We start from the raw sequence: 21426 nt of genomic DNA, 5'->3' as shown, positions 1-21426 counted from the left end.
TACCTCCATTCAGACCATTCCTGACAGTCTTCCATATTTCCTCCATTTTTCCGCTGTGTTAGCTGACTAAACTAGTATCATTCCCCGAAGTCTTCAGGATGAGAACGTATAACGATGAAAGGCAGTAACAAATCCCGCTGGGCAATTGCCGCAGGCATCATTGTGGTGGTCCTTGCCGCCGCATGGTACTGGCACAGTCAATCCGCGAACTCCGCTGCTCCCGCCGGTGCCAGCAGTCAGGCACAGCGCCCGACAGGCGGAGGGCGTCACGGCATGCGCGGCGGCGCGCTGGCGCCGGTACAGGCGGCAACGGCGGTGAATAAAGCCGTTCCGCGCTATCTTACTGGCCTTGGGACCATTACCGCCGCCAACACCGTGACGGTGCGCAGCCGCGTCGACGGACAGCTGATGGCCATTCACTTCCAGGAAGGTCAGCAGGTTAAAGCGGGCGATCTGCTGGCCGAAATAGACCCGAGCCAGTTTAAAGTCGCCCTCGCCCAGGCGCAGGGGCAGCTCGCGAAAGACAAAGCCACGCTCGCCAACGCCCGCCGCGATCTGGCCCGCTACCAGCAGCTTGTGAAAACCAACCTCGTATCTCGTCAGGAGCTGGACACCCAGCAGTCTCTGGTCAGCGAAACGCAGGGCACCATCAAAGCCGACGAGGCCGCCGTCGCCAGCGCACAGCTGCAGCTGGACTGGAGCCGCATCACCGCGCCGATTGACGGGCGCGTGGGCCTGAAGCAGGTCGATATCGGCAACCAGATCTCCAGCGGCGACACCACGGGCATCGTGGTGATCACCCAGACCCACCCGATTGATTTAGTCTTTACCCTGCCGGAAAGCGAAATCGCGACCGTGGTGCAGGCGCAAAAAGCCGGTAAAGGGCTGGTGGTGGAAGCCTGGGACCGCAGCAACAAGCAGAAGCTGAGCGAAGGTTCTCTGCTCAGTCTGGATAACCAGATCGACACCACCACCGGCACCATCAAGCTGAAGGCGCGCTTTAACAATCAGGACGATGCCCTCTTCCCGAACCAGTTCGTCAACGCGCGTATGCTGGTCGCCACCGAAGAGAACGCGGTAGTGATCCCCACAGCTGCGCTGCAGATGGGTAACGAAGGTAATTTCGTCTGGGTACTTAACAGCGACAATAAGGTCAGCAAGCACCTGGTGAAAACCGGTATCCAGGACAGCCAGACGGTGGTCATCGCCGCCGGCCTTTCCGCAGGCGACCGCGTGGTCACCGACGGCATTGACCGTCTGACCGAAGGGGCCAAAGTGGAAGTGGTTGAACCTGCGAAACAGGGAGAGAAATCCTGATGCAGGTGATGCCCCCAGGCTCTACAGGCGGGCCGTCACGCCTGTTTATCCTCCGTCCTGTCGCCACCACGCTGCTGATGGTCGCGATCCTGCTCGCCGGGATTATCGGCTATCGCTTCCTGCCCGTGTCGGCGCTGCCGGAGGTGGATTACCCAACGATTCAGGTTGTCACTCTCTATCCAGGCGCCAGCCCGGACGTGGTGACGTCCGCCATTACCGCTCCGCTGGAGCGCCAGTTCGGCCAGATGTCCGGGCTAAAACAGATGTCCTCCCAGAGTTCCGGCGGGGCATCCGTTGTGACGCTGCAGTTCCAGCTGACGCTGTCGCTGGACGTCGCCGAACAGGAGGTGCAGGCCGCCATCAACGCCGCCACCAACCTGCTGCCGTCAGACCTGCCCAACCCGCCGGTCTACAGCAAGGTGAACCCGGCCGATCCGCCAATCATGACGCTTGCCGTCACCTCCTCCGCCATGCCGATGACCCAGGTCGAAGACATGGTCGAAACGCGCGTGGCGCAGAAAATTTCACAGGTCTCCGGCGTCGGCCTCGTCACGCTGGCGGGCGGCCAGCGCCCCGCCGTGCGCGTGAAGCTTAACGCGCAGGCGATTGCCGCGCTGGGCCTGACCAGCGAAACCATCCGCACCGCCATCAGCAGCGCCAACGTTAACTCGGCAAAAGGCTCGCTGGACGGCCCTACCCGCGCCGTGACGCTCTCTGCCAACGATCAGATGCAGTCCGCCGATGAATACCGTCAGCTGATTATTGCTTACCAGAACGGCGCCCCGGTGCGTCTGGGCGACGTGGCGACCGTGGAGCAAGGCGCGGAAAACAGCTGGCTCGGCGCCTGGGCCAACAGGCAGCAGGCGATCGTGATGAACGTGCAGCGCCAGCCGGGCGCTAACATCATCGAAACCGCCGACAGCATCCGCACCATGCTGCCGCAGCTGATCGAAAGCCTGCCGAAATCGGTCAGCGTGAAGGTGCTTTCCGACCGCACCACGAACATTCGCGCGTCGGTCACCGACACCCAGTTTGAGCTGATGCTGGCGATTGCGCTGGTGGTCATGATCATCTATCTGTTCCTGCGTAACGTCCCGGCAACCATTATTCCCGCCGTTGCCGTGCCGCTCTCGCTGGTCGGGACCTTTGCGGTGATGGTGTTCCTCGATTTTTCGATTAACAACCTGACGCTGATGGCGCTCACCATCGCCACCGGGTTCGTGGTGGATGACGCCATCGTCGTTATCGAGAACATTTCGCGCTATATCGAGAAAGGTGAAAAACCGCTGGCGGCCGCGCTGAAAGGCGCGGGCGAAATCGGCTTTACCATTATCTCGCTGACCTTCTCGCTGATTGCGGTGCTGATCCCGCTGCTGTTTATGGGCGATATCGTCGGACGTCTGTTCCGCGAGTTTGCCGTGACGCTGGCGGTCGCCATTTTGATCTCCGCCGTAGTGTCGCTGACCCTGACGCCGATGATGTGCGCCCGCATGTTGAGCCACGAGTCCCTGCGCAAGCAAAACCGCTTCTCGCGCGCCTCCGAGCGCATGTTCGAGCGTATTATTGCCGCCTACGGCCGCGTGCTGACGAAAGTTCTGAACCATCCGTGGGCCACGCTCGGCGTGGCGCTGGGAACCCTGGCGCTAAGCGTGATGCTGTGGATTTTCATTCCGAAAGGCTTCTTCCCGATCCAGGACAACGGCATTATTCAGGGCACGCTTCAGGCCCCGCAGTCGGTCTCCTTCGCCAGTATGGCCCAGCGCCAGCAGCAGGTGTCTGAAATCATCATGAAGGATCCGGCGGTCGAGAGCCTAACCTCCTACGTGGGCGTCGACGGCACCAACCCGTCGCTCAACAGCGCGCGTCTGCAGATCAACCTCAAGCCGCTGGATGAACGCGACGATCGCGTCAACGTCGTCATTGAGCGTCTGCAAAACGCCGTCGCGCGGGTGCCGGGCGTTGAGCTTTACCTGCAGCCGATTCAGGATTTGACCATTGATACCCAGGTCAGCCGCACGCAGTACCAGTTCACGCTGCAGGCCACCACGCTGGACGCGCTCAGCACCTGGGTACCGCAGCTGGTGAATAAGCTAAACACCCTGCCGCAGCTCGCCGACGTCAGCAGCGACTGGCAGGACAAAGGCCTGGCGGCATACGTGAACGTCAACCGCGATACCGCCAGCCGCCTGGGCATCACCATGTCGGATGTAGACAACGCCCTGTACAACGCCTTCGGTCAGCGCCTGATCTCCACCATCTACACCCAGGCCAACCAGTATCGCGTGGTACTGGAGCATAACACGGAGAATACGCCCGGCCTGGCGGGGCTGGACTCGGTGCGCCTGACCAGCAAAGACGGCGGCATTGTGCCGCTGAGCGCTATCGCCACGGTGGAAGAACGCTATACCCCGCTGTCGATCAACCATCTGGATCAGTTCCCGTCCACCACCATTTCCTTCAACGTGCCGGACAATTATTCTCTCGGCGAAGCGGTGGAGGCCATTCAGGCTGCTGAAAAAGAGCTCAGCTTCCCGTCCGATATTCAGACCCAGTTCCAGGGCAGCACGCTGGCGTTTCAGGCCGCGCTGGGTAACACCATCTGGCTTATCGTCGCGGCGGTCGTGGCGATGTACATCGTGCTTGGCGTGCTGTACGAAAGCTTTATCCACCCGATCACCATCCTCTCTACCCTGCCGACGGCGGGCGTTGGGGCGCTGCTGGCACTGATGCTGGCGGGCAGCGAGCTGGACGTCATTGCCATCATCGGCATTATCCTGCTTATCGGGATCGTGAAGAAAAACGCCATCATGATGATCGACTTCGCCCTGGCCGCCGAGCGCGAGCAGGGCATGTCGCCGCGCGACGCCATCTTCCAGGCCTGTCTGCTGCGTTTTCGTCCGATCCTGATGACCACGCTGGCCGCCCTGCTGGGCGCGCTGCCGCTGATGCTCAGCACCGGTGTCGGTGCGGAGCTGCGCCGCCCGCTGGGTATCGGCATGGTCGGCGGTCTGCTGGTGAGCCAGGTGCTAACGCTCTTCACCACGCCGGTGATCTACCTGCTGTTCGACCGCCTGGCGCTGTGGACCAAAAGCCGCTTCCCGAAACGTGAAGAGGAGGCATAAGTGAAGTTTTTCGCCCTCTTCATTTATCGCCCGGTGGCGACGATTTTAATCTCGCTCGCCATTACCCTCTGCGGCGTGCTGGGCTTCCGGCTGCTGCCGGTAGCGCCTCTGCCGCAGGTGGATTTCCCGGTGATCATGGTCAGCGCCTCGCTGCCGGGCGCATCACCGGAGACCATGGCCTCGTCGGTTGCCACGCCGCTGGAACGCTCCCTTGGGCGGATTGCGGGGGTCAACGAGATGACCTCCAGCAGCTCGCTGGGCAGCACGCGCATCATTCTGGAGTTCAGCTTCGACCGGGATATTAACGGTGCGGCGCGCGACGTGCAGGCGGCCATCAACGCCGCACAAAGCCTGCTGCCGAGCGGGATGCCGAGCCGCCCAACCTACCGCAAGGCCAACCCGTCCGATGCGCCGATCATGATCCTGACGCTGACCTCGGACACGTATTCTCAGGGGCAGCTTTACGACTTTGCGTCTACCCAGCTGGCGCAGACAATTTCACAAATTAACGGCGTCGGTGACGTGAGCGTCGGCGGGAGCTCCCTGCCCGCCGTGCGCGTGGGCTTAAACCCGCAAGCGCTGTTCAACCAGGGCGTGTCGCTGGATGACGTGCGCTCCGCCATCAGCACGGCCAACGTCCGCAAACCGCAGGGGGCGATTGAGGACAGCAACCACCGCTGGCAGATCCACACCAACGACGAGCTGAAAACCGCCGCGGAATATCAGCCGCTCATTATTCACTACAACAACGGCGCGGCGGTGCGCTTGAGCGACGTTGCCAGCGTCACCGACTCGGTGCAGGATGTGCGCAACGCCGGGATGACCAACGCTAAACCGGCCATTCTGCTGATGATCCGCAAGCTGCCGGAAGCGAATATTATTGAGACGGTGAACAGCATTCGCGCCCGTCTTCCGGACCTGCAGGAGACCATCCCGGCAGCAATCGATCTGCAAATTGCCCAGGATCGCTCCCCGACCATTCGCGCCTCGCTTGAAGAGGTGGAGCAAACGCTGATTATCTCCGTCGCGCTGGTGATCCTGGTGGTCTTCCTGTTCCTGCGTTCCGGCCGCGCGACGCTTATCCCGGCAGTGGCCGTGCCGGTCTCGCTGATCGGTACCTTTGCCGCCATGTACCTGTGCGGATTTAGCCTCAACAACCTGTCGCTGATGGCCCTGACGATAGCGACGGGCTTCGTGGTGGATGACGCCATCGTGGTACTGGAAAACATTTCCCGCCACCTGGAAGCGGGCGTGAAGCCGCTGCAGGCCGCCCTGCAGGGCACGCGCGAGGTGGGCTTTACGGTGCTCTCCATGAGCCTGTCGCTGGTGGCGGTATTCCTGCCGCTGCTGCTGATGGGCGGGCTGCCGGGCAGGCTGCTGCGCGAGTTTGCCGTCACCCTCTCCGTCGCCATCGGGATTTCGCTGGCGATCTCCCTAACGCTGACGTCAATGATGTGCGGCTGGATGCTCAAGCGCAGCAAGCCCCATTCGCAGCCGCGCCGCAAAGGCTTTGGTCGCTTCCTGATGGCGATGCAGGAAGGCTACGGCAAATCGCTGAAGTGGGTGCTGAACCATACCCGGCTGGTCGGCCTGGTGCTGATCGGTACCATCGTGCTCAACGTCTGGATGTACATCACCATCCCGAAAACTTTCTTCCCGGAGCAGGACACCGGCGTGCTGATGGGGGGGATTCAGGCGGACCAGAGCATTTCGTTCCAGGCGATGCGCGGCAAGCTGCAGGACTTTATGAAGATCATTCGTGAAGACAAAGCCGTGGATAACGTCACCGGCTTTACCGGCGGGTCACGCGTCAACAGCGGGATGATGTTTATTACCCTGAAACCGCGCGGCGAGCGCAACGAAACCGCCCAGCAGGTGATTGACCGCCTGCGGGTGAAGCTCGCCAAAGAGCCGGGGGCAAACCTGTTTTTGATGGCCGTTCAGGATATCCGCGTCGGCGGCCGTCAGGCGAACGCCAGCTATCAGTACACGTTGCTCTCGGACGATTTAGCCGCCCTGCGCGAGTGGGAGCCGAAGATCCGCAAGGCGCTGGCCGCCCTGCCGCAGCTGGCGGACGTCAACTCCGATCAGCAGGACAACGGCGCCGAGATGGCCCTGACCTACGACCGCGAAACCATGTCGCGCCTGGGCATTAACGTTGAAGCCGCCAACAGCCTGCTGAACAACGCCTTCGGCCAGCGCGAGATCTCCACCATCTACCAGCCGATGAACCAGTACAAGGTGGTGATGGAAGTTGATCCGCGCTACACCCAGGACATCAGCGCCCTGGACAAAATGTTTGTGATTAACAACGACGGCAAGGCGATTCCGCTCTCCTACTTTGCCAGCTGGCAGCCGGCCAACGCGCCGCTGTCGGTGAACCACCAGGGGCTATCGGCGGCGTCGACTATCTCCTTTAACCTGCCCGCCGGTTCGTCGCTTTCTGAAGCCAGCGACGCAATTAACCGCGCGATGACGCAGCTTGGCGTGCCGTCCACCGTACGCGGCAGCTTTGCCGGCACCGCGCAGGTGTTCCAGGAGACGATGAACTCGCAGGTGATTTTGATTCTGGCCGCCATCGCCACGGTTTATATTGTGCTGGGCGTGCTGTATGAGAGCTACGTTCACCCGCTGACTATTCTCTCGACGCTGCCGTCGGCGGGCGTAGGGGCGCTGCTGGCGCTGGAGCTGTTTGGCGCGCCGTTCAGCCTGATCGCGCTCATCGGGATCATGCTGTTGATCGGCATTGTGAAGAAAAACGCGATCATGATGGTCGATTTCGCCCTGGACGCCCAGCGCAACGGCAATCTGTCGCCGGAAGAGGCGATCTTCCAGGCCTGCCTGCTGCGTTTTCGTCCGATCATGATGACCACTCTGGCGGCGCTGTTTGGCGCGCTGCCGCTGGTTATCTCGGGCGGCGACGGCTCAGAGCTGCGCCAGCCGCTGGGGATCACCATCGTCGGCGGCCTGGTGATGAGCCAGCTGCTGACGCTGTACACCACGCCGGTGGTCTATCTGTTCTTCGACCGCCTGCGGCTGCGCTTTTCGCGTAAAAACAGAGAAACGGTAAACGGGTAAATGACCGAGCTTCCCAGCAACGTTCGCTGGCAATTATGGATAGTCGCCTTCGGCTTCTTTATGCAGTCGCTGGATACGACCATCGTCAACACCGCCCTCCCCTCCATGGCGAAAAGCCTGGGGGAGAGCCCGCTGCATATGCATATGGTGATTGTCTCCTACGTGCTGACGGTGGCCGTCATGCTGCCTGCCAGCGGCTGGCTGGCGGACAAAGTGGGCGTGCGGAACATCTTCTTTACCGCCATCGTGCTGTTTACCACCGGCTCGCTGTTTTGCGCCCAGGCCAACACGCTCGACCAGCTGGTGATGGCGCGCGTGCTGCAGGGCATCGGCGGGGCGATGATGGTGCCCGTCGGGCGGCTAACGGTGATGAAGATTGTGCCGCGCGAGCAGTACATGGCGGCGATGACCTTTGTGACCCTGCCCGGCCAGGTGGGGCCGCTGCTGGGCCCGGCGCTCGGCGGCATTCTGGTGGAGTACGCCTCCTGGCACTGGATCTTCTTAATCAATCTTCCTGTTGGCATCATCGGCGCCATCGCCACCCTGACGCTGATGCCGAACTACAAAATGCAGACGCGGCGCTTTGATTTCTTTGGCTTTATCCTGCTGGCGGCGGGCATGGCCACGCTTACCCTGGCGCTCGACGGGCAAAAAGGGCTGGGGATTTCGCCCCTGACGCTCGGGCTTCTGATCGCGCTCGGCGTTACCGCCATACTGTGGTATCTGCGGCATGCCAGAGGTAACGATAAGGCGCTGTTCAGCCTGAGCTTGTTTAAAAACCCCACCTATCGCCTTGGCCTGTTCGGCAGCTTCGCCGGGCGCGTCGGCAGCGGCATGCTGCCGTTTATGACGCCCGTTTTCCTGCAAATCGGAATGGGATTTTCGCCGTTCCACGCGGGCCTGATGATGATCCCGATGGTACTCGGCAGCATGGGAATGAAGCGCATCGTGGTGCAGGTGGTGAACCGCTTTGGCTACCGTCACGTGCTGGTGACCGCCACGCTGGGGCTGGCGCTGGTGAGTCTGCTGTTTATGGCCGTGGCGCTGATGGGCTGGTACTACGTTCTGCCGCTGGTGCTGTTCTGCCAGGGGATCGTAAACTCCATGCGCTTCTCGTCGATGAATACCCTGACGCTGAAGGACCTGCCGGACGATCTGGCGAGCAGCGGCAACAGCCTGCTGTCGATGATCATGCAGCTCTCGATGAGCGTCGGGGTGACCATCGCGGGTTTACTGCTCGGCATGTACGGCCAGCACCATCTCAGCGTCGACACGCCGGTGGCGCATCAGGTCTTTTTGTATACCTATCTCAGCATGGCGGTCATCATCGCCCTGCCCGCTTTCATCTTCGCCAGAGTGCCGGATGATACCAGCAAGAACGTCGTCATCAGGCGCGGCAAAAGGAGTGGTTCATGAAATTCTGGCGTCCGGGCATTACCGGCAAGCTCTTCGTGGCGATATTTGCCACCTGTATCGTCCTGCTGATCACCATGCACTGGGCGGTGCGGATCAGCTTTGAGCGCGGTTTTATTGATTACATCAAGCATGGCAATGAACAGCGTTTACAGGGCTTAAGCGATGCGCTGAGTGAACAGTACGCCCAGCACGGCAACTGGCGTTTTCTGCGCAATAACGACCGCTTTATTTTCCAGATCCTGCGCTCGCTTGAGCACGATACCGGTGACGATCGCCCGGGGCCGGGCATGCCGCCGCACGGCTGGCGCACCCAGTTCTGGGTGATTGATCAGGACATGCGCACGCTGGTGGGTCCGCGTGCGCCGATACCACCGGACGGCGCCCGCCGGGCGATTAAGGTGAATAATGCGACCGTCGGCTGGGTTATCGCCTCGCCGGTAGAGCGCCTGACGCGCAACACCGACATCAACTTTGATCGCCAGCAGCGCCGGACCAGCTGGCTGATTGTCGCCCTCTCCACCCTGCTCGCCGCGCTCGCCACCTTCCCGCTGGCGCGCGGCCTGCTCGCCCCGGTGAAACGGCTGGTGGAAGGCACGCACAAGCTGGCCGCAGGGGATTTTACCACCCGCGTCGATACCCGCAGCCAGGACGAACTGGGCAAGCTGGCGCAGGATTTTAACCAGCTCGCCAGCACGCTGGAGAAGAACCAGCAGATGCGCCGCGACTTTATGGCCGATATCTCCCACGAGCTGCGCACGCCGCTGGCGGTGCTGCGCGGCGAGCTGGAGGCCATACAGGACGGCGTGCGCCAGTTTACGCCCGAATCGGTGGCCTCTCTGCAGGCAGAGGTGGGCACGCTCACCAAGCTGGTGGACGATCTCCACCAGCTCTCCATGTCCGACGAAGGCGCGCTGGCCTACCAGAAGGCGCCGGTGGACGTGATTAACATTCTGGAAGTGATCAGCGGCGCGTTCCGCGAGCGGTTTGCCAGCCGCAACCTGAAAATCGACCTCTCCCTGCCGGACAGCGCGGTGGTGTTTGGCGACAAAGACCGGCTGATGCAGCTGTTCAATAACCTGCTGGAAAACAGCCTGCGCTACACCGACAGCGGCGGCGGGCTGCATATCTCCGGCAGGCAGGAAAACGGACGCTTTGCCCTCACCTTCGCGGATTCCGCCCCCGGCGTGCAGGACGCGCAGCTGGAAAAACTGTTTGAACGTTTCTACCGTACCGAAGGCTCCCGCAACCGCGCCAGCGGCGGTTCCGGCCTGGGGCTGGCGATTTGCGTTAACATCGTTGAGGCGCATAATGGCACGATCCGCGCCGCCCATTCGCCTTTTGGCGGGGTTAGCATTACAGTAGAGTTACCTCTGGAACGGGATTTATCGAGAGAAGTATGACCGAGTTACCGATTGACGAAAACACGCCGCGCATTTTGATCGTGGAAGACGAGCCGAAGCTTGGGCAGCTTCTGATCGACTATTTACGCGCGGCCAGCTACGCTCCATCGCTGATAAGCCACGGCGACCAGGTGCTGCCATACGTGCGCCAGACCCCGCCGGATCTGATCCTGCTTGATTTAATGCTGCCGGGCGTTGACGGGCTGACCCTGTGCCGGGAAATTCGTCGCTTCTCCGACGTGCCGATCGTCATGGTCACCGCCAAAATTGAAGAGATTGACCGCCTTCTGGGCCTCGAAATTGGCGCGGACGATTACATCTGCAAGCCCTACAGCCCGCGTGAAGTAGTCGCCCGCGTGAAAACCATTCTCCGCCGCTGCAGGCCGCAGCGCGAGCTTCAGGTACTGGACGCCGAAAGCCCGCTGATTGTCGACGAAAGCCGCTTCCAGGCGAGCTGGCGCAGCAAGCTGCTGGACCTGACGCCTGCGGAGTTCCGCCTGCTGAAAACCCTCTCCCACGAGCCGGGAAAAGTGTTCTCCCGCGAACAGCTGCTGAACCACCTGTATGACGATTACCGCGTGGTGACCGACCGCACCATCGACAGCCATATCAAAAACCTGCGCCGCAAGCTGGAGGCGCTGGACGCCGAGCAGTCTTTTATCCGCGCGGTGTATGGCGTGGGGTATCGCTGGGAAGCGGATGCGTGCAGGATTGCGTGACCTTTCGACGAAGAAACCCGCCCTAAGGCGGGTTTTTCTTTTCTGGAATCAATTCAGGAATCAACCATACTCTTTTTACCGGTTCGCTTACTGATAACTGGTGCCTCTCATTTTACTTTCGATCAAGGAGTTCCTATGTCTGGTTGGTTCGAATTAAGTAAAAGCAGTGATGGTCAGTTCAGGTTTGTGCTGAAGGCTGGAAACGGAGAGATCGTTCTGACCAGCGAGCTTTACACCAGCAAAAGTGCCGCCGAAAACGGCATTGCCTCCGTACGCACGAACAGCCCCCTGGACGAGCGCTATGAGAAGAAAACGGCCTCTAACGGTAAGTTCCATTTCAATCTAAAGGCGGGCAACCATCAGGTGATTGGCAGCAGCCAGCTTTATGCAACGGAACAATCGCGTGATAAGGGCATCGCCTCGGTCAAAACTAACGGGTCTACCCAGACGGTAAAAGACAACACCTGACAGCACGACGCGCGCCGGGAGAGCGGTGACGCGACCCGGCGCTTTACCTCCCCGCCCCGCAGCGCTACAATGCCCGCCCTTAAAGTGGGGGATCTCCCCTTACCGCTGCACCTGGTGCCGCGGATCTGACCTGTCATCAGAACGAGAACAAACATGTTTAAACCGGAACTCCTTTCCCCGGCGGGAACGCTGCAAAATATGCGTTACGCTTTCGCCTATGGTGCCGACGCCGTTTACGCGGGCCAGCCGCGCTACTCGCTGCGCGTGCGTAACAACGAATTCAACCACGAGAACCTGCAGCTCGGCATCAACGAAGCGCATGCCCTGGGCAAGAAATTCTACGTGGTCGTGAACATCGCGCCGCACAACGCCAAGCTGAAAACGTTCATTCGTGACCTGAAGCCGGTGGTGGATATGGGGCCGGACGCGCTGATCATGTCGGACCCGGGTTTAATCATGCTGGTTCGGGAGAACTTCCCGGAGATGGATATTCACCTCTCCGTCCAGGCTAACGCCGTCAACTGGGCGACGGTGAAGTTCTGGAAGCAGATGGGGCTGACTCGCGTCATCCTGTCCCGCGAACTTTCTCTTGAAGAGATCGAAGAGATCCGCACCCAGGTGCCGGATATGGAAATCGAAATCTTCGTTCACGGCGCGCTGTGCATGGCCTACTCCGGCCGCTGCCTGCTCTCCGGCTATATCAACAAGCGCGACCCGAACCAGGGCACCTGCACCAACGCCTGCCGCTGGGAATACAACGTCCAGGAAGGCAAAGAGGATGACGTCGGTAATATTGTGCACAAGCACGAGCCTATCCCGGTGACCAACGTCGAGCCGACGCTGGGCATCGGCGCGCCAACCGACAGCGTGTTTATGATTGAAGAAGCCAAACGCCCGGGCGAGTACATGACCGCCTTTGAAGACGAGCACGGCACCTACATCATGAACTCGAAAGATCTGCGCGCCATCGCCCACGTTGAGCGTCTGACCCAGATGGGCGTGCACTCTCTGAAGATCGAAGGCCGCACTAAATCCTATTACTACTGCGCGCGTACCGCGCAGGTGTACCGCAAAGCCATTGACGATGCTGCGGCCGGTAAACCGTTCGATACCAGCCTGCTGGAAACTCTGGAAGGCCTGGCGCACCGCGGCTATACCGAAGGCTTCCTGCGTCGTCATACTCACGATGACTACCAGAACTACGAGCACGGCTACTCCGTTTCCGAGCGCCAGCAGTTTGTCGGCGACTTCACCGGCGAGCGCAAAGGCGCGCTGGCGGCCGTGGCGGTGAAAAACAAATTCACCAAAGGCGACAGCCTGGAGCTGATGACCCCGCAGGGCAACATGAACTTCACGCTGGAACATCTGGAAAACGGCAAAGGCGAGGCGATTGACGTGGCGCCGGGTGACGGCCATACCGTCTGGCTGCCGGTTCCGGAAGAAGTAGAGCTGAAGTTTGCGCTGCTGATGCGTAACTTTAACGGTGAAAGCACCCGAAACCCACACGGCAAATAGTTAATCAGGGGAATTTTTTCGCGCTGGGATAATTCTTAGAATCGGATCACATACCGCTTCGTTCAATACGGGTATTATCCCCCCGCTGAAAAACATAACCCATAAATGCTAGCTGTACCAGGAACCACCTCCTTAGCCTGCGTAATCTCCCTTACGCGGGCTTATTTTTTGTACAATTCAGTCCACTGAGTCAGAATGAAATTGTACCGCCCCACCAAATGAAGGGTGTTGATTCGCGACAGCGTCTGCTGGAAGATCTTTTACGAAAATCGGGCGGGTATAAGATATCCATCACAATTTTCATTGGTTCTGGCAGGATGGCGCGCTATTCGGATCATTCCTAATTCCTGTCCATAGCATGCCCTTTACTCTTAATTTCTCAGCGTTATACGATTTCACACGGACGGAGAGACAACATGACTTTTCCTGGTCAGATTTCAAAGGATATTCCGGATTACGAACTCGCACGCAGTCTGGGTCTAGCCTCCGGGGGCGATATTAATTTCACCGCCCTTGCCAATCAGCTGGACTGCAGCCGTAACTTTAGCCAGGTTGGGATCATCTACTCAGACGGTGCGCGTCAGTGGTTAGTGAGACCCTCAAGACGGATTGCGACGCCAAACGAAAGCTCGGTAAGTCATGTCGTCATCACTAAAGTAAACGCCTCATCAAGTAACCCTCTCCAGGCAACGACGACGACGATTCAGTCACCATCATTAGCGACTGAAATAGGTTCTACGGCGATTTCTTGCGGAGCTGCCATTCTTACTGTCGTACTTGCTGCAGGTGCAGGTATGGCCATTCCTCTCACCGCAGGTTCTTCCGGTGCTGTTGCCGCTGTGATTGTCGCTGGTGGTGTAGCAACAGGAATTCAGTGTGCAAACGGGCTTGGCCGCTTGTCACTTATTGCCATGAATCATAATGACTATGTTGCGTGGATGGATTCCCAGGAGTGGTATACCGCAACCAATACTGCTCTTGATGCGATTTCACTTGCCGGGGCTGCTGCGGGTCTAAAAAGCGCAGTATTAACCTACCGCCTACTTAATCGCTCGACGTCCGAAAGTTTACTCTCGTTATTACAAAAAATGAGCCGAGCGGACCGCACGCGGTTAACTGAGGAAATCATTCGTATTCGAAATCCCGGGATCTCTAATTCAGGGGTTAAAGCAGCGATGAAAGCTGGCGTTTACCCTAAACGTTACCCCTCGGAAGCGCTGCAGCTGCTCTTACAGCGAGAGCTGTTGAATGCTATTTCAAACTCCTCAGCATTTGTTGGCAGTGCTATCTCGGGTACAATCCGGAATCCTCAGAATATTACACAATCTGGTAAATACGTTTTTGGTTTGATTCAGTCATTTTCATTTACAGGAAGTTATTGACCCGGACATGATAAATTACATCAAAAAGAGCCTTGCATTAAGTGCTGTGATAACAGGTGAAATGGCGACTGACGATTGCCAACGGCTTGAATCATTGAAAGATCGCTTAAAAGGTCAGTTCGGTGTTCCTGTGGGTGTACATATGACAGGTATTCCCTTAGCAATAAGTACATTACTCACTATTTTTTGCTACGCTATGCTACAAGTGTCTGTCTGGATGTTGCTATTTCGCCTGCTCGGCTTACCTGAATTTAAGGTAATGATGGGAGTATTCCTTGCAGCAGTGGTGTATTGCATGATTGTAATGAGCACGATGTTTTTAACTGCCAGAGGGTCCTTAACGGGATATAAACTGCATATTTCTGTCATTACACTGACTGGCTTGATGAGCATCGTTTATTTTATCTGGACGTGGATCTCGCTTTTATTCGGCTCTGTAGAGAATTACACACCGCAAATAACCTCATTATTAGGATTGGGATTTTTCTGCCTGAATATCGTGTGGATGAATACATCTGTCTTTTACCGTTCAATTGCGCTAACGCTACATAATCGGGTATGGCGTAAGCAGTTGAAAATCGAGAACAGGCAAATGGCAGGGCTCAAACGTTGACCAAGCGTCAATTGAGGGACCGGCGTATAAAAGGTAAACGCCACGAAGGGGGATAAATCCCCTTTCCGCAGCCTTATTTTCTCCCTTTCATCCTGTTCTTACCCGCTTTTTTCCTCTCTGCTATACACTCTTACTAACGCTAAAAAAGGGAGCAGCGCGGATGGCAACCTATCCAGACAGTTTATTGATTCTCAATGGCAAAAGCGCAGGCAACGATCTGTTGCGTCAGGCAATTCAGGGTTTGCGTGAAGACGGCGCGCGCATTCACGTCAGGGTGACGTGGGAAAAAGGCGACGCGGCACGCTATATCAATGAAGCCCTTGGGCTTGGCGTCAGCACCATCATTTCCGGCGGCGGCGATGGCACCATCAATGAGATTGCGTCAGCGCTTATCGACCTGCCCCCGGCAAACCGGCCGGTGATGGGCATTTTACCGCTAGGCACCGCCAATGATTTTGCCACCAGCGCCGGGATCCCGGAGGAGTTAGAGAAGGCGCTCCAGCTGGCGATCCTCGGCAAGGCCACTGCTGTGGATATTGCGCAGGTGAATGATAAAACCTGTTTTATCAATATGGCGACGGGCGGGTTTGGCACGCGCATCACCAGCGAAACGCCGGAAAAGCTGAAGGCGGCGCTGGGCGGCGTGTCGTACCTGATCCACGGCCTGATGCGCATGGACACCCTCAAGCCTGACCGCTGCGAAATTCGCGGCGAGGATTTTCAGTGGCAGGGGGACGCGCTGGTGATTGGGATTGGCAATGGCCGCCAGGCTGGCGGCGGGCAGCAGCTGTGCCCGGAGGCGCTGATTAATGACGGTCAGCTCCAGCTGCGTATTTTCACTGGCGACGGCCTGCTGCCCGCGCTGTTTACCACGCTGACGCAGCCGGAAGAGAGTCCAAATATCATCGCCGGGAAATCGGCGTGGTTTGAAGTGAATGCTCCCCACGGGATGACCTTTAACCTCGACGGAGAGCCGCTGAGCGGGACGCAGTTCCGCATTGAGGTGTTGCCCGGCGCGCTACAGTGTCGGCTGCCGCCGGACTGCGTGCTTTTGCGCTGATGTTTCGCACGGTGCGCGATGATGCCCTCTCCCACCGGGAGAGGGAGATGGAGCCGTCAGGCAATCGTGACTTTGCTGTCGAGATAGACGTCCTGAACCGCATTGATCAGCTTCACGCCGTCGGCCATCGATTTCTTAAACGCCTTACGGCCAAGGATCAGCCCCATGCCGCCCGCGCGTTTGTTAATAACCGCCGTACGCACCGCGTCTGACAGGTCGGTATCACCGCCCGCCGCGCCGCCTGAGTTAATCAGCCCCGCGCGGCCCATGTAGCAGTTCGCCAGCTGGTAGCGCACCAGGTCGATCGGGTTATCGCTGGTCAGCTTGCTGTAAACGCGATCGTCGGTGTAGCCAAAGTTCACCGCTTTATAGCCACCGTTATTCTCGGCCATTTTCTGCTTCACGATATCCGCGCCGATGGTCGCCGCCAGGTGGTTCGCCTGCCCGGTCAGGTCGGCGGATACATGGTAATCCACGCCGTCTTTTTTGAACGCGTTGTTGCGCAGATATGCCCACAGTACGGTGACCATGCCCAGCTCGTGCGCGCGCTCAAACGCCGCAGAGATCTCTTCAATCTGACGACGGGACTGTTCGGAGCCGAAGTAAATCGTCGCCCCTACCGCCACCGCGCCCATGTTGAACGCCTGCTCGACGCTGGCGTAGAGGGTCTGGTCATATTCGGTTGGGTAGCTAAGAGTTTCGTTATGGTTCAGCTTCACAAGGAACGGAATGCGGTGGGCATAGCGACGCGAAACCGAGGCCAGCACGCCGTAGGTAGAGGCCACGCAGTTACAGCCCGCTTCAATCGCCAGCTCAACAATGTTCTTCGGATCGAAGTAGAGCGGATTCGCCGCAAAAGAGGCGCCCGCAGAGTGCTCAACGCCCTGGTCCACCGGCAGGATAGAGAGATACCCGGTGCCGCCGAGCCGCCCGGTGTTGTAGAGCGTCTGCATATTTCGCAGGACCGCAGGCGGACGGTTGTTATCGATCATCACGCGGTCAACGTAGTCGTGACCAGGCAGATACAGCTGGTCGGCTGGAATGGTCATACAACGATGCTGTAAAAGGCTGTCGGCGTCTTTGCCAAGCAACTGCGCAATATCAGTCATGTGATACTCCCGTAAGTCCGACGTCGTGTCGGTGTGTGTTTATCCAGTCCCATCTTTTATGGGCAGACTAAGCCTGGTACCGACTTAACAGATTTTCCACCTTTTGCATTCTTTTTCAGCACAATCTGCTGGCTCGATTCGTGTACAACAAAACTGTTACATTGATCAAACAATCGCCACAAAGGTATTTAAAAGGTATTATTGAGTGGTATGTTAAAGGCGTACCCTCTCTGACATGCAGGATTAAAAAATGAAAACGAAAGTCCAACTGTCATTCATGATGTTTGTTGAATGGTTTATCTGGGGCGCGTGGTTTGTGCCGCTGTGGCTGTGGCTGAGCAAAAGCGGTTTTACCGCCGGAGAAATCGGCTGGTCTTACGCCTGTACCGCCATTGCCGCGATCCTCTCCCCGATTCTGGTCGGCTCGCTGACGGACCGCTTCTTCGCCGCGCAGAAAGTGCTGTCAGCGCTGATGTTCGCCGGAGCCATTCTGATCTACTTCGCCGCACAGCAAACCCAGTTCAGCACCTTCTTCCCGCTGCTGCTGGTTTACTCCCTGACCTATATGCCAACCATCGCGCTGACCAACAGTATCGCCTTTGCCAACGTGGACGACGTCGAGGCCGATTTCCCGCGCATCCGCGTGATGGGCACCATCGGCTGGATCGCCTCCGGGCTGGCGTGCGGGTTCCTGCCGCAGATGCTGGGCTACAGCGATATTTCCGATACCAATATTCCGCTGCTGATGACGGCAGCCAGCTCCGCCCTGCTCGGCATCTTTGCCCTGTTCCTGCCGAATACGCCGCCGAAAAGTACCGGCAAGCTGGATTTCAAAGTGATGCTCGGGCTGGACGCGCTGATCCTGCTGCGCGACAGAAACTTCCTGGTGTTCTTCTTCTGCTCGTTCCTGTTCGCCATGCCGCTGGCCTTCTATTACATCTTCGCCAACGGCTATCTCACCGAAGTGGGGATGAAAAACGCCACCGGCTGGATGACGCTCGGCCAGTTCTCCGAAATCTTCTTTATGCTCGCCCTGCCGTTCTTTACCAAACGCTTTGGTATTAAGAAGGTCTTACTGTTGGGCCTGATTACCGCCGCCATCCGCTACGGGTTCTTCGTTTACGGCGGAGCGGAACAGTACTTCACCTACGCCCTGCTGTTCCTCGGCATTCTGCTGCACGGCGTTAGCTACGACTTCTATTACGTCACCGCGTACATCTACGTGGACAAAAAAGCGCCGGTGCATATGCGCACCGCCGCGCAAGGCCTGATTACGCTGTGCTGTCAGGGCTTTGGTAGCCTGCTGGGTTACCGCCTGGGCGGCGTGATGATGGAAAAAATGTTCGCATACAAAGAGCCGGTGAATGGGCTGACCTTCAACTGGGCCGGAATGTGGACGTTTGGTGCAATCATGATTGCCGTGATTGCAGTGCTGTTTATGCTGTTTTTCCGCGAATCGGATAAAGAGATCGCCGCAATTGCGGTGGTTGATGGCGATGCCGCGCTGACACAAGGGGAAGTTAAATGAAACAAGAACGTGTTCTCGGTGCCCTTTACGGGCAGGCGTTAGGGGATGCGATGGGCATGCCGTCGGAGCTGTGGCCGAGAAAGCGCGTCAAGGCGCACTTCGGCTGGATCGACCGCTTTTTACCCGGCCCGGCAGAGAATAATGCGGCCTGCTATTTCAGACAGGCAGAGTTCACCGACGATACCTCAATGGCGCTGTGCCTGGCGGATGCGATTATTGAGTGTGAGGGAGACATCAACGCGGACGTTATCGGCAAGCATATTCTGCGCTGGGCGCTCGATTTCGACGCGTTTAATAAGAACGTGCTCGGCCCGACCTCCAAAATCGCGCTTAACGCGATTCGCGACGGCAAACCGGTTAGCGAACTGGACAACAACGGCGTGACTAACGGGGCGGCGATGCGCGCCTCCCCGCTGGGCTGCCTGCTTCCGGCCACGCGTCTGGAACACTTTGTTGAGCAGGTGGCGCTGGCCTCCAGCCCGACCCATAAATCGGACCTCGCTATTGCCGGCGCGGTGGTGATTGCCTGGGCGGTTTCCCGCGCTATCGACGGTGAAAGCTGGCAGAACATCGTCGATGCGCTGCCGGGTATCGCCCGCTATGCGCAGGAGGCGAAAACCACCACCTTCAGCGCGTCGCTGGCGGCACGTATTGAACTGGCACTTAAGACCGTGCGGGAAGCCAACGGGGTTGAGTCCGCCAGCGAGCAGGTTTACCAGCTCGTGGGGGCCGGAACCAGCACCATTGAGTCCGTTCCGGCGGCCATTGCGATGGTCGAACTGGCGGGAACCGACCCGAACCGCTGCGCCATTTTATGCGCCAACCTGGGCGGCGATACCGACACTATTGGCGCGATGGCGACGGCCATCTGCGGCGCGCTCCATGGCGTGCAGGCGATTGACCCGGCGCTCAAAGCCGAACTCGACGCCGTCAACCGGCTCGATTTCGGCCACTATTGCGAGAAACTGCTGCACTACCGGGAGCAAAGGGAGGGCGTATGAGTTCATTTGCCCAACGTCTCGACACCCTGCACGCCGCGCGCCCGGTGACGGTGCTGGGCGCAGCGGTGATAGACGTCATCGCCGACGCCTACGCCCTGCCCTGGCGCGGGTGCGATATCGAGCTCAAACAGCAGGGCGTGAATATTGGCGGCTGCGCGCTAAACATTGCCATCGCCCTGAAACGGCTCGGCATTGCGTCGCAAAACGCCCTGCCCGTCGGTCACGGCGTCTGGGCGGATATTATTCGCAACGCCATGGCGAAGCAGGATCTGCACAGCGCCATTGCGGCCGAAACCGGCGATAACGGCTGGTGCCTGGCGCTGGTGGAGCCAGACGGCGAGCGCACCTTTATGTCCTTTAGCGGCGTGGAGAACCAGTGGCAGCAGCGCTGGCTTGATGTGCTCAACATCCCGTCGAACAGCCTGGTCTATTTATCCGGCTATCAGCTGGCCTCACCGTGCGGCGAGCTGCTGACACGCTGGCTGGAGGGGTTGCAGGACGTGACGGCATTTATCGATTTCGGCCCACGCATCGCGGATATTCCCGACGCGCTGATGGCGCGGATTATGGCTCGCAGGCCGATCGTGTCGCTCAATCGTCAGGAAGCGGAGATCGCAGCCGAACGGCTGGGCGTAGCGGCTGAAAACCTGGGTGTGGAGTGGCAGCATCGCTTCGGCGCCGCGCTGATTGTGCGCCATGATAAAGACGGCGCCGCGTGGTATGACGGTAATACCTCAGGCGTTGTTCCGGCGTTTCCGGCGACGGTTGTGGATACCATTGGCGCTGGCGACAGCCACGCGGGCGGCACGCTTGCCGGGCTGGCGGCGGGATGGTCACTGGCAGACGCCGTTCTGCTGGGGAATGCCGTGGCGTCCTGGGTAGTCAGCCACCGCGGCGGGGACTGCGCCCCGACTCGCGACGAATTATTCCTCGCACACAAAGACGTATAGATCGCTGCGGCAGTAGCTGATGCTGTACTCAATCGGCCGGTGCTGTTGGTCAAGCGCAACCTGCTTGATCACCAGCACCGGTATTTTTTCGTCCATCTTAATGTGCGCCTGAAACTCGCTGTCCGGCATTCGGGCGCTAACCCGTGAACGGGTGCGCTGCGGAAAAATATTCTGACTGCGGAAGTAATCGTACAGCGAAATGCCAATCGCATCGGGATCGGGAATGAGGCCAACCGGCACCCAGGACTCTTCAATCGACACCGCATCGTCATCCACATAGCGAATGCGCTTGAGCAAAAAGACCTCGCTGTCCGGAGGTATAGACAGGTGGTTTGCGACCTCTTCCGGGCACTTCACCACCCGCTTGTTGACCCACAGCGTATTGGGCTTTTGGCCGCGCAGCACTACCTGCTGGGAAAAACCGCGCGCCTCTTTCAGCGAATATTCAAAGATGTTGTTGATTTGCGTGCCATAGCCACGGGAGCGGGTGACAACGCCCTCTTCCTCCAGCGCCTGCATCGCCTTTCGCACGGTGATGCGCGACACCCCGGTTAACTGGCTCAGATCGCGCTCGCCGGGCAAAATATTCCCGTGCTCCAGCACCCCGCTGCGCACAGCGTTTTTTACCGTTTCGGCAAATTTCAGGTACAGCGGCGCGTTGTCAGGCGCGGCGATCCGTTCATTCAGTTGAGCGATTAACCGGGTATGCGCTTGTTCCATCTCTGTTTTCTCAGGCGTGATGTTTCCT

Annotated in this window: 16 protein-coding genes; 14 read left to right on the top strand and 2 right to left on the bottom strand. The window is 58.7% G+C overall.

Annotated elements, in window-relative coordinates; translation table 11 throughout:
- The first annotated feature begins 114 nt into the window (after positions 1-114).
- The 11 genes from UTM25_RS04960 to yegS all read left to right on the top strand — a co-directional run bounded on the left by UTM25_RS04960 (position 115) and on the right by yegS (position 16090).
- Positions 115-1317: an MdtA/MuxA family multidrug efflux RND transporter periplasmic adaptor subunit gene (locus UTM25_RS04960; RefSeq protein WP_194400610.1), complete on the top strand. Its 1203-nt coding sequence runs from the start codon at positions 115-117 to the stop codon at positions 1315-1317.
- Complete coding sequence (locus UTM25_RS04955) at positions 1317-4439, top strand: MdtB/MuxB family multidrug efflux RND transporter permease subunit (protein WP_194400609.1); 3123 nt, start codon at positions 1317-1319, stop codon at positions 4437-4439. The genes UTM25_RS04960 and UTM25_RS04955 overlap by 1 nt, the downstream gene beginning before the upstream one ends.
- Entirely contained in the window at positions 4440-7517 is a 3078-nt protein-coding gene (gene mdtC / locus UTM25_RS04950) for a multidrug efflux RND transporter permease subunit MdtC (RefSeq protein WP_194400608.1), read from the top strand.
- A complete protein-coding gene (locus UTM25_RS04945) occupies positions 7518-8933 on the top strand; it encodes an MFS transporter (RefSeq protein WP_194400607.1) in 1416 nt (471 codons plus the stop codon). It abuts the gene before it with no gap.
- Positions 8930-10333: a two-component system sensor histidine kinase BaeS gene (baeS, locus tag UTM25_RS04940; RefSeq protein WP_194400605.1), complete on the top strand. Its 1404-nt coding sequence runs from the start codon at positions 8930-8932 to the stop codon at positions 10331-10333. Before UTM25_RS04945 ends, baeS begins: the two co-directional genes overlap by 4 nt.
- Entirely contained in the window at positions 10330-11052 is a 723-nt protein-coding gene (gene baeR, locus UTM25_RS04935) for a two-component system response regulator BaeR (RefSeq protein WP_032642850.1), read from the top strand. Before baeS ends, baeR begins: the two co-directional genes overlap by 4 nt.
- 135 nt (positions 11053-11187) lie before the next feature.
- Positions 11188-11520, top strand: coding sequence for a YegP family protein (locus UTM25_RS04930; protein ID WP_090419592.1), 333 nt, complete (start codon positions 11188-11190; stop codon positions 11518-11520).
- Between the two features lie 153 nt (positions 11521-11673).
- Complete coding sequence (yegQ, locus tag UTM25_RS04925; protein ID WP_023312421.1) at positions 11674-13035, top strand: tRNA 5-hydroxyuridine modification protein YegQ; 1362 nt, start codon at positions 11674-11676, stop codon at positions 13033-13035.
- Positions 13036-13451: 416 nt separating this feature from the next.
- Positions 13452-14417 carry a hypothetical protein gene (locus UTM25_RS04920; RefSeq protein ID WP_194400603.1) on the top strand — a complete coding sequence of 322 codons (966 nt, stop codon included), beginning with the start codon at positions 13452-13454 and terminating at the stop codon, positions 14415-14417.
- Positions 14418-14424: 7 nt separating this feature from the next.
- Complete coding sequence (locus UTM25_RS04915; RefSeq protein WP_194400601.1) at positions 14425-15030, top strand: hypothetical protein; 606 nt, start codon at positions 14425-14427, stop codon at positions 15028-15030.
- 160 nt (positions 15031-15190) lie between these two features.
- Positions 15191-16090: a lipid kinase YegS gene (yegS, locus tag UTM25_RS04910; protein ID WP_029739883.1), complete on the top strand. Its 900-nt coding sequence runs from the start codon at positions 15191-15193 to the stop codon at positions 16088-16090.
- Between the two features lie 56 nt (positions 16091-16146).
- On the opposite strand, the gene fbaB is transcribed toward yegS, so the two are convergent.
- On the bottom strand, positions 16147-17199 hold the full coding sequence (gene fbaB / locus UTM25_RS04905) for a class I fructose-bisphosphate aldolase (protein WP_023312424.1): 1053 nt from the start codon (positions 17197-17199) through the stop codon (positions 16147-16149).
- Positions 17200-17449: 250 nt separating this feature from the next.
- Between fbaB and UTM25_RS04900 the strand changes: the two genes are divergently transcribed.
- From UTM25_RS04900 to UTM25_RS04890, 3 genes are read left to right on the top strand one after another with little or no spacing between them, the layout of a single operon-like run.
- Positions 17450-18727: a nucleoside permease gene (locus UTM25_RS04900; RefSeq protein ID WP_320714387.1), complete on the top strand. Its 1278-nt coding sequence runs from the start codon at positions 17450-17452 to the stop codon at positions 18725-18727.
- On the top strand, positions 18724-19728 hold the full coding sequence (locus UTM25_RS04895) for an ADP-ribosylglycohydrolase family protein (RefSeq protein WP_194400599.1): 1005 nt from the start codon (positions 18724-18726) through the stop codon (positions 19726-19728). The genes UTM25_RS04900 and UTM25_RS04895 overlap by 4 nt, the downstream gene beginning before the upstream one ends.
- A complete protein-coding gene (locus tag UTM25_RS04890; RefSeq protein ID WP_194400597.1) occupies positions 19725-20678 on the top strand; it encodes a PfkB family carbohydrate kinase in 954 nt (317 codons plus the stop codon). The genes UTM25_RS04895 and UTM25_RS04890 overlap by 4 nt, the downstream gene beginning before the upstream one ends.
- On the opposite strand, the gene UTM25_RS04885 is transcribed toward UTM25_RS04890, so the two are convergent.
- On the bottom strand, positions 20652-21398 hold the full coding sequence (locus UTM25_RS04885; protein ID WP_194400595.1) for a GntR family transcriptional regulator: 747 nt from the start codon (positions 21396-21398) through the stop codon (positions 20652-20654). The genes UTM25_RS04890 and UTM25_RS04885 overlap by 27 nt on opposite strands.
- Positions 21399-21426: the final 28 nt, after the last annotated feature.

This window comes from Enterobacter sp. 61D5, assembly GCF_034107965.1.
Taxonomy (GTDB): Bacteria; Pseudomonadota; Gammaproteobacteria; order Enterobacterales; family Enterobacteriaceae; genus Enterobacter; species Enterobacter cloacae_M.
The sequence above is the reverse complement of the archived record's forward strand: the minus strand, read 5'-3'. Positions and strand labels throughout refer to the sequence as shown.

What these genes read in the sequence shown, in the direction of transcription:
- UTM25_RS04920 (WP_194400603.1), top strand. Translation starts at nt 13,452, where the DNA reads ATGACTTTTCCTGGTCAGATTTCAAAGGATATTCCGGATTACGAACTC.
- UTM25_RS04955 (WP_194400609.1), top strand. Translation starts at nt 1,317, where the DNA reads ATGCAGGTGATGCCCCCAGGCTCTACAGGCGGGCCGTCACGCCTGTTT.
- UTM25_RS04915 (WP_194400601.1), top strand. Translation starts at nt 14,425, where the DNA reads ATGATAAATTACATCAAAAAGAGCCTTGCATTAAGTGCTGTGATAACA.
- UTM25_RS04930 (WP_090419592.1), top strand. Translation starts at nt 11,188, where the DNA reads ATGTCTGGTTGGTTCGAATTAAGTAAAAGCAGTGATGGTCAGTTCAGG.
- yegS (WP_029739883.1), top strand. Translation starts at nt 15,191, where the DNA reads ATGGCAACCTATCCAGACAGTTTATTGATTCTCAATGGCAAAAGCGCA.
- UTM25_RS04885 (WP_194400595.1), bottom strand. Translation starts at nt 21,398, where the DNA reads ATGGAACAAGCGCATACCCGGTTAATCGCTCAACTGAATGAACGGATC.
- fbaB (WP_023312424.1), bottom strand. Translation starts at nt 17,199, where the DNA reads ATGACTGATATTGCGCAGTTGCTTGGCAAAGACGCCGACAGCCTTTTA.
- baeS (WP_194400605.1), top strand. Translation starts at nt 8,930, where the DNA reads ATGAAATTCTGGCGTCCGGGCATTACCGGCAAGCTCTTCGTGGCGATA.
- yegQ (WP_023312421.1), top strand. Translation starts at nt 11,674, where the DNA reads ATGTTTAAACCGGAACTCCTTTCCCCGGCGGGAACGCTGCAAAATATG.
- UTM25_RS04900 (WP_320714387.1), top strand. Translation starts at nt 17,450, where the DNA reads ATGAAAACGAAAGTCCAACTGTCATTCATGATGTTTGTTGAATGGTTT.
- UTM25_RS04945 (WP_194400607.1), top strand. Translation starts at nt 7,518, where the DNA reads ATGACCGAGCTTCCCAGCAACGTTCGCTGGCAATTATGGATAGTCGCC.
- UTM25_RS04960 (WP_194400610.1), top strand. Translation starts at nt 115, where the DNA reads ATGAAAGGCAGTAACAAATCCCGCTGGGCAATTGCCGCAGGCATCATT.
- baeR (WP_032642850.1), top strand. Translation starts at nt 10,330, where the DNA reads ATGACCGAGTTACCGATTGACGAAAACACGCCGCGCATTTTGATCGTG.
- UTM25_RS04895 (WP_194400599.1), top strand. Translation starts at nt 18,724, where the DNA reads ATGAAACAAGAACGTGTTCTCGGTGCCCTTTACGGGCAGGCGTTAGGG.
- UTM25_RS04890 (WP_194400597.1), top strand. Translation starts at nt 19,725, where the DNA reads ATGAGTTCATTTGCCCAACGTCTCGACACCCTGCACGCCGCGCGCCCG.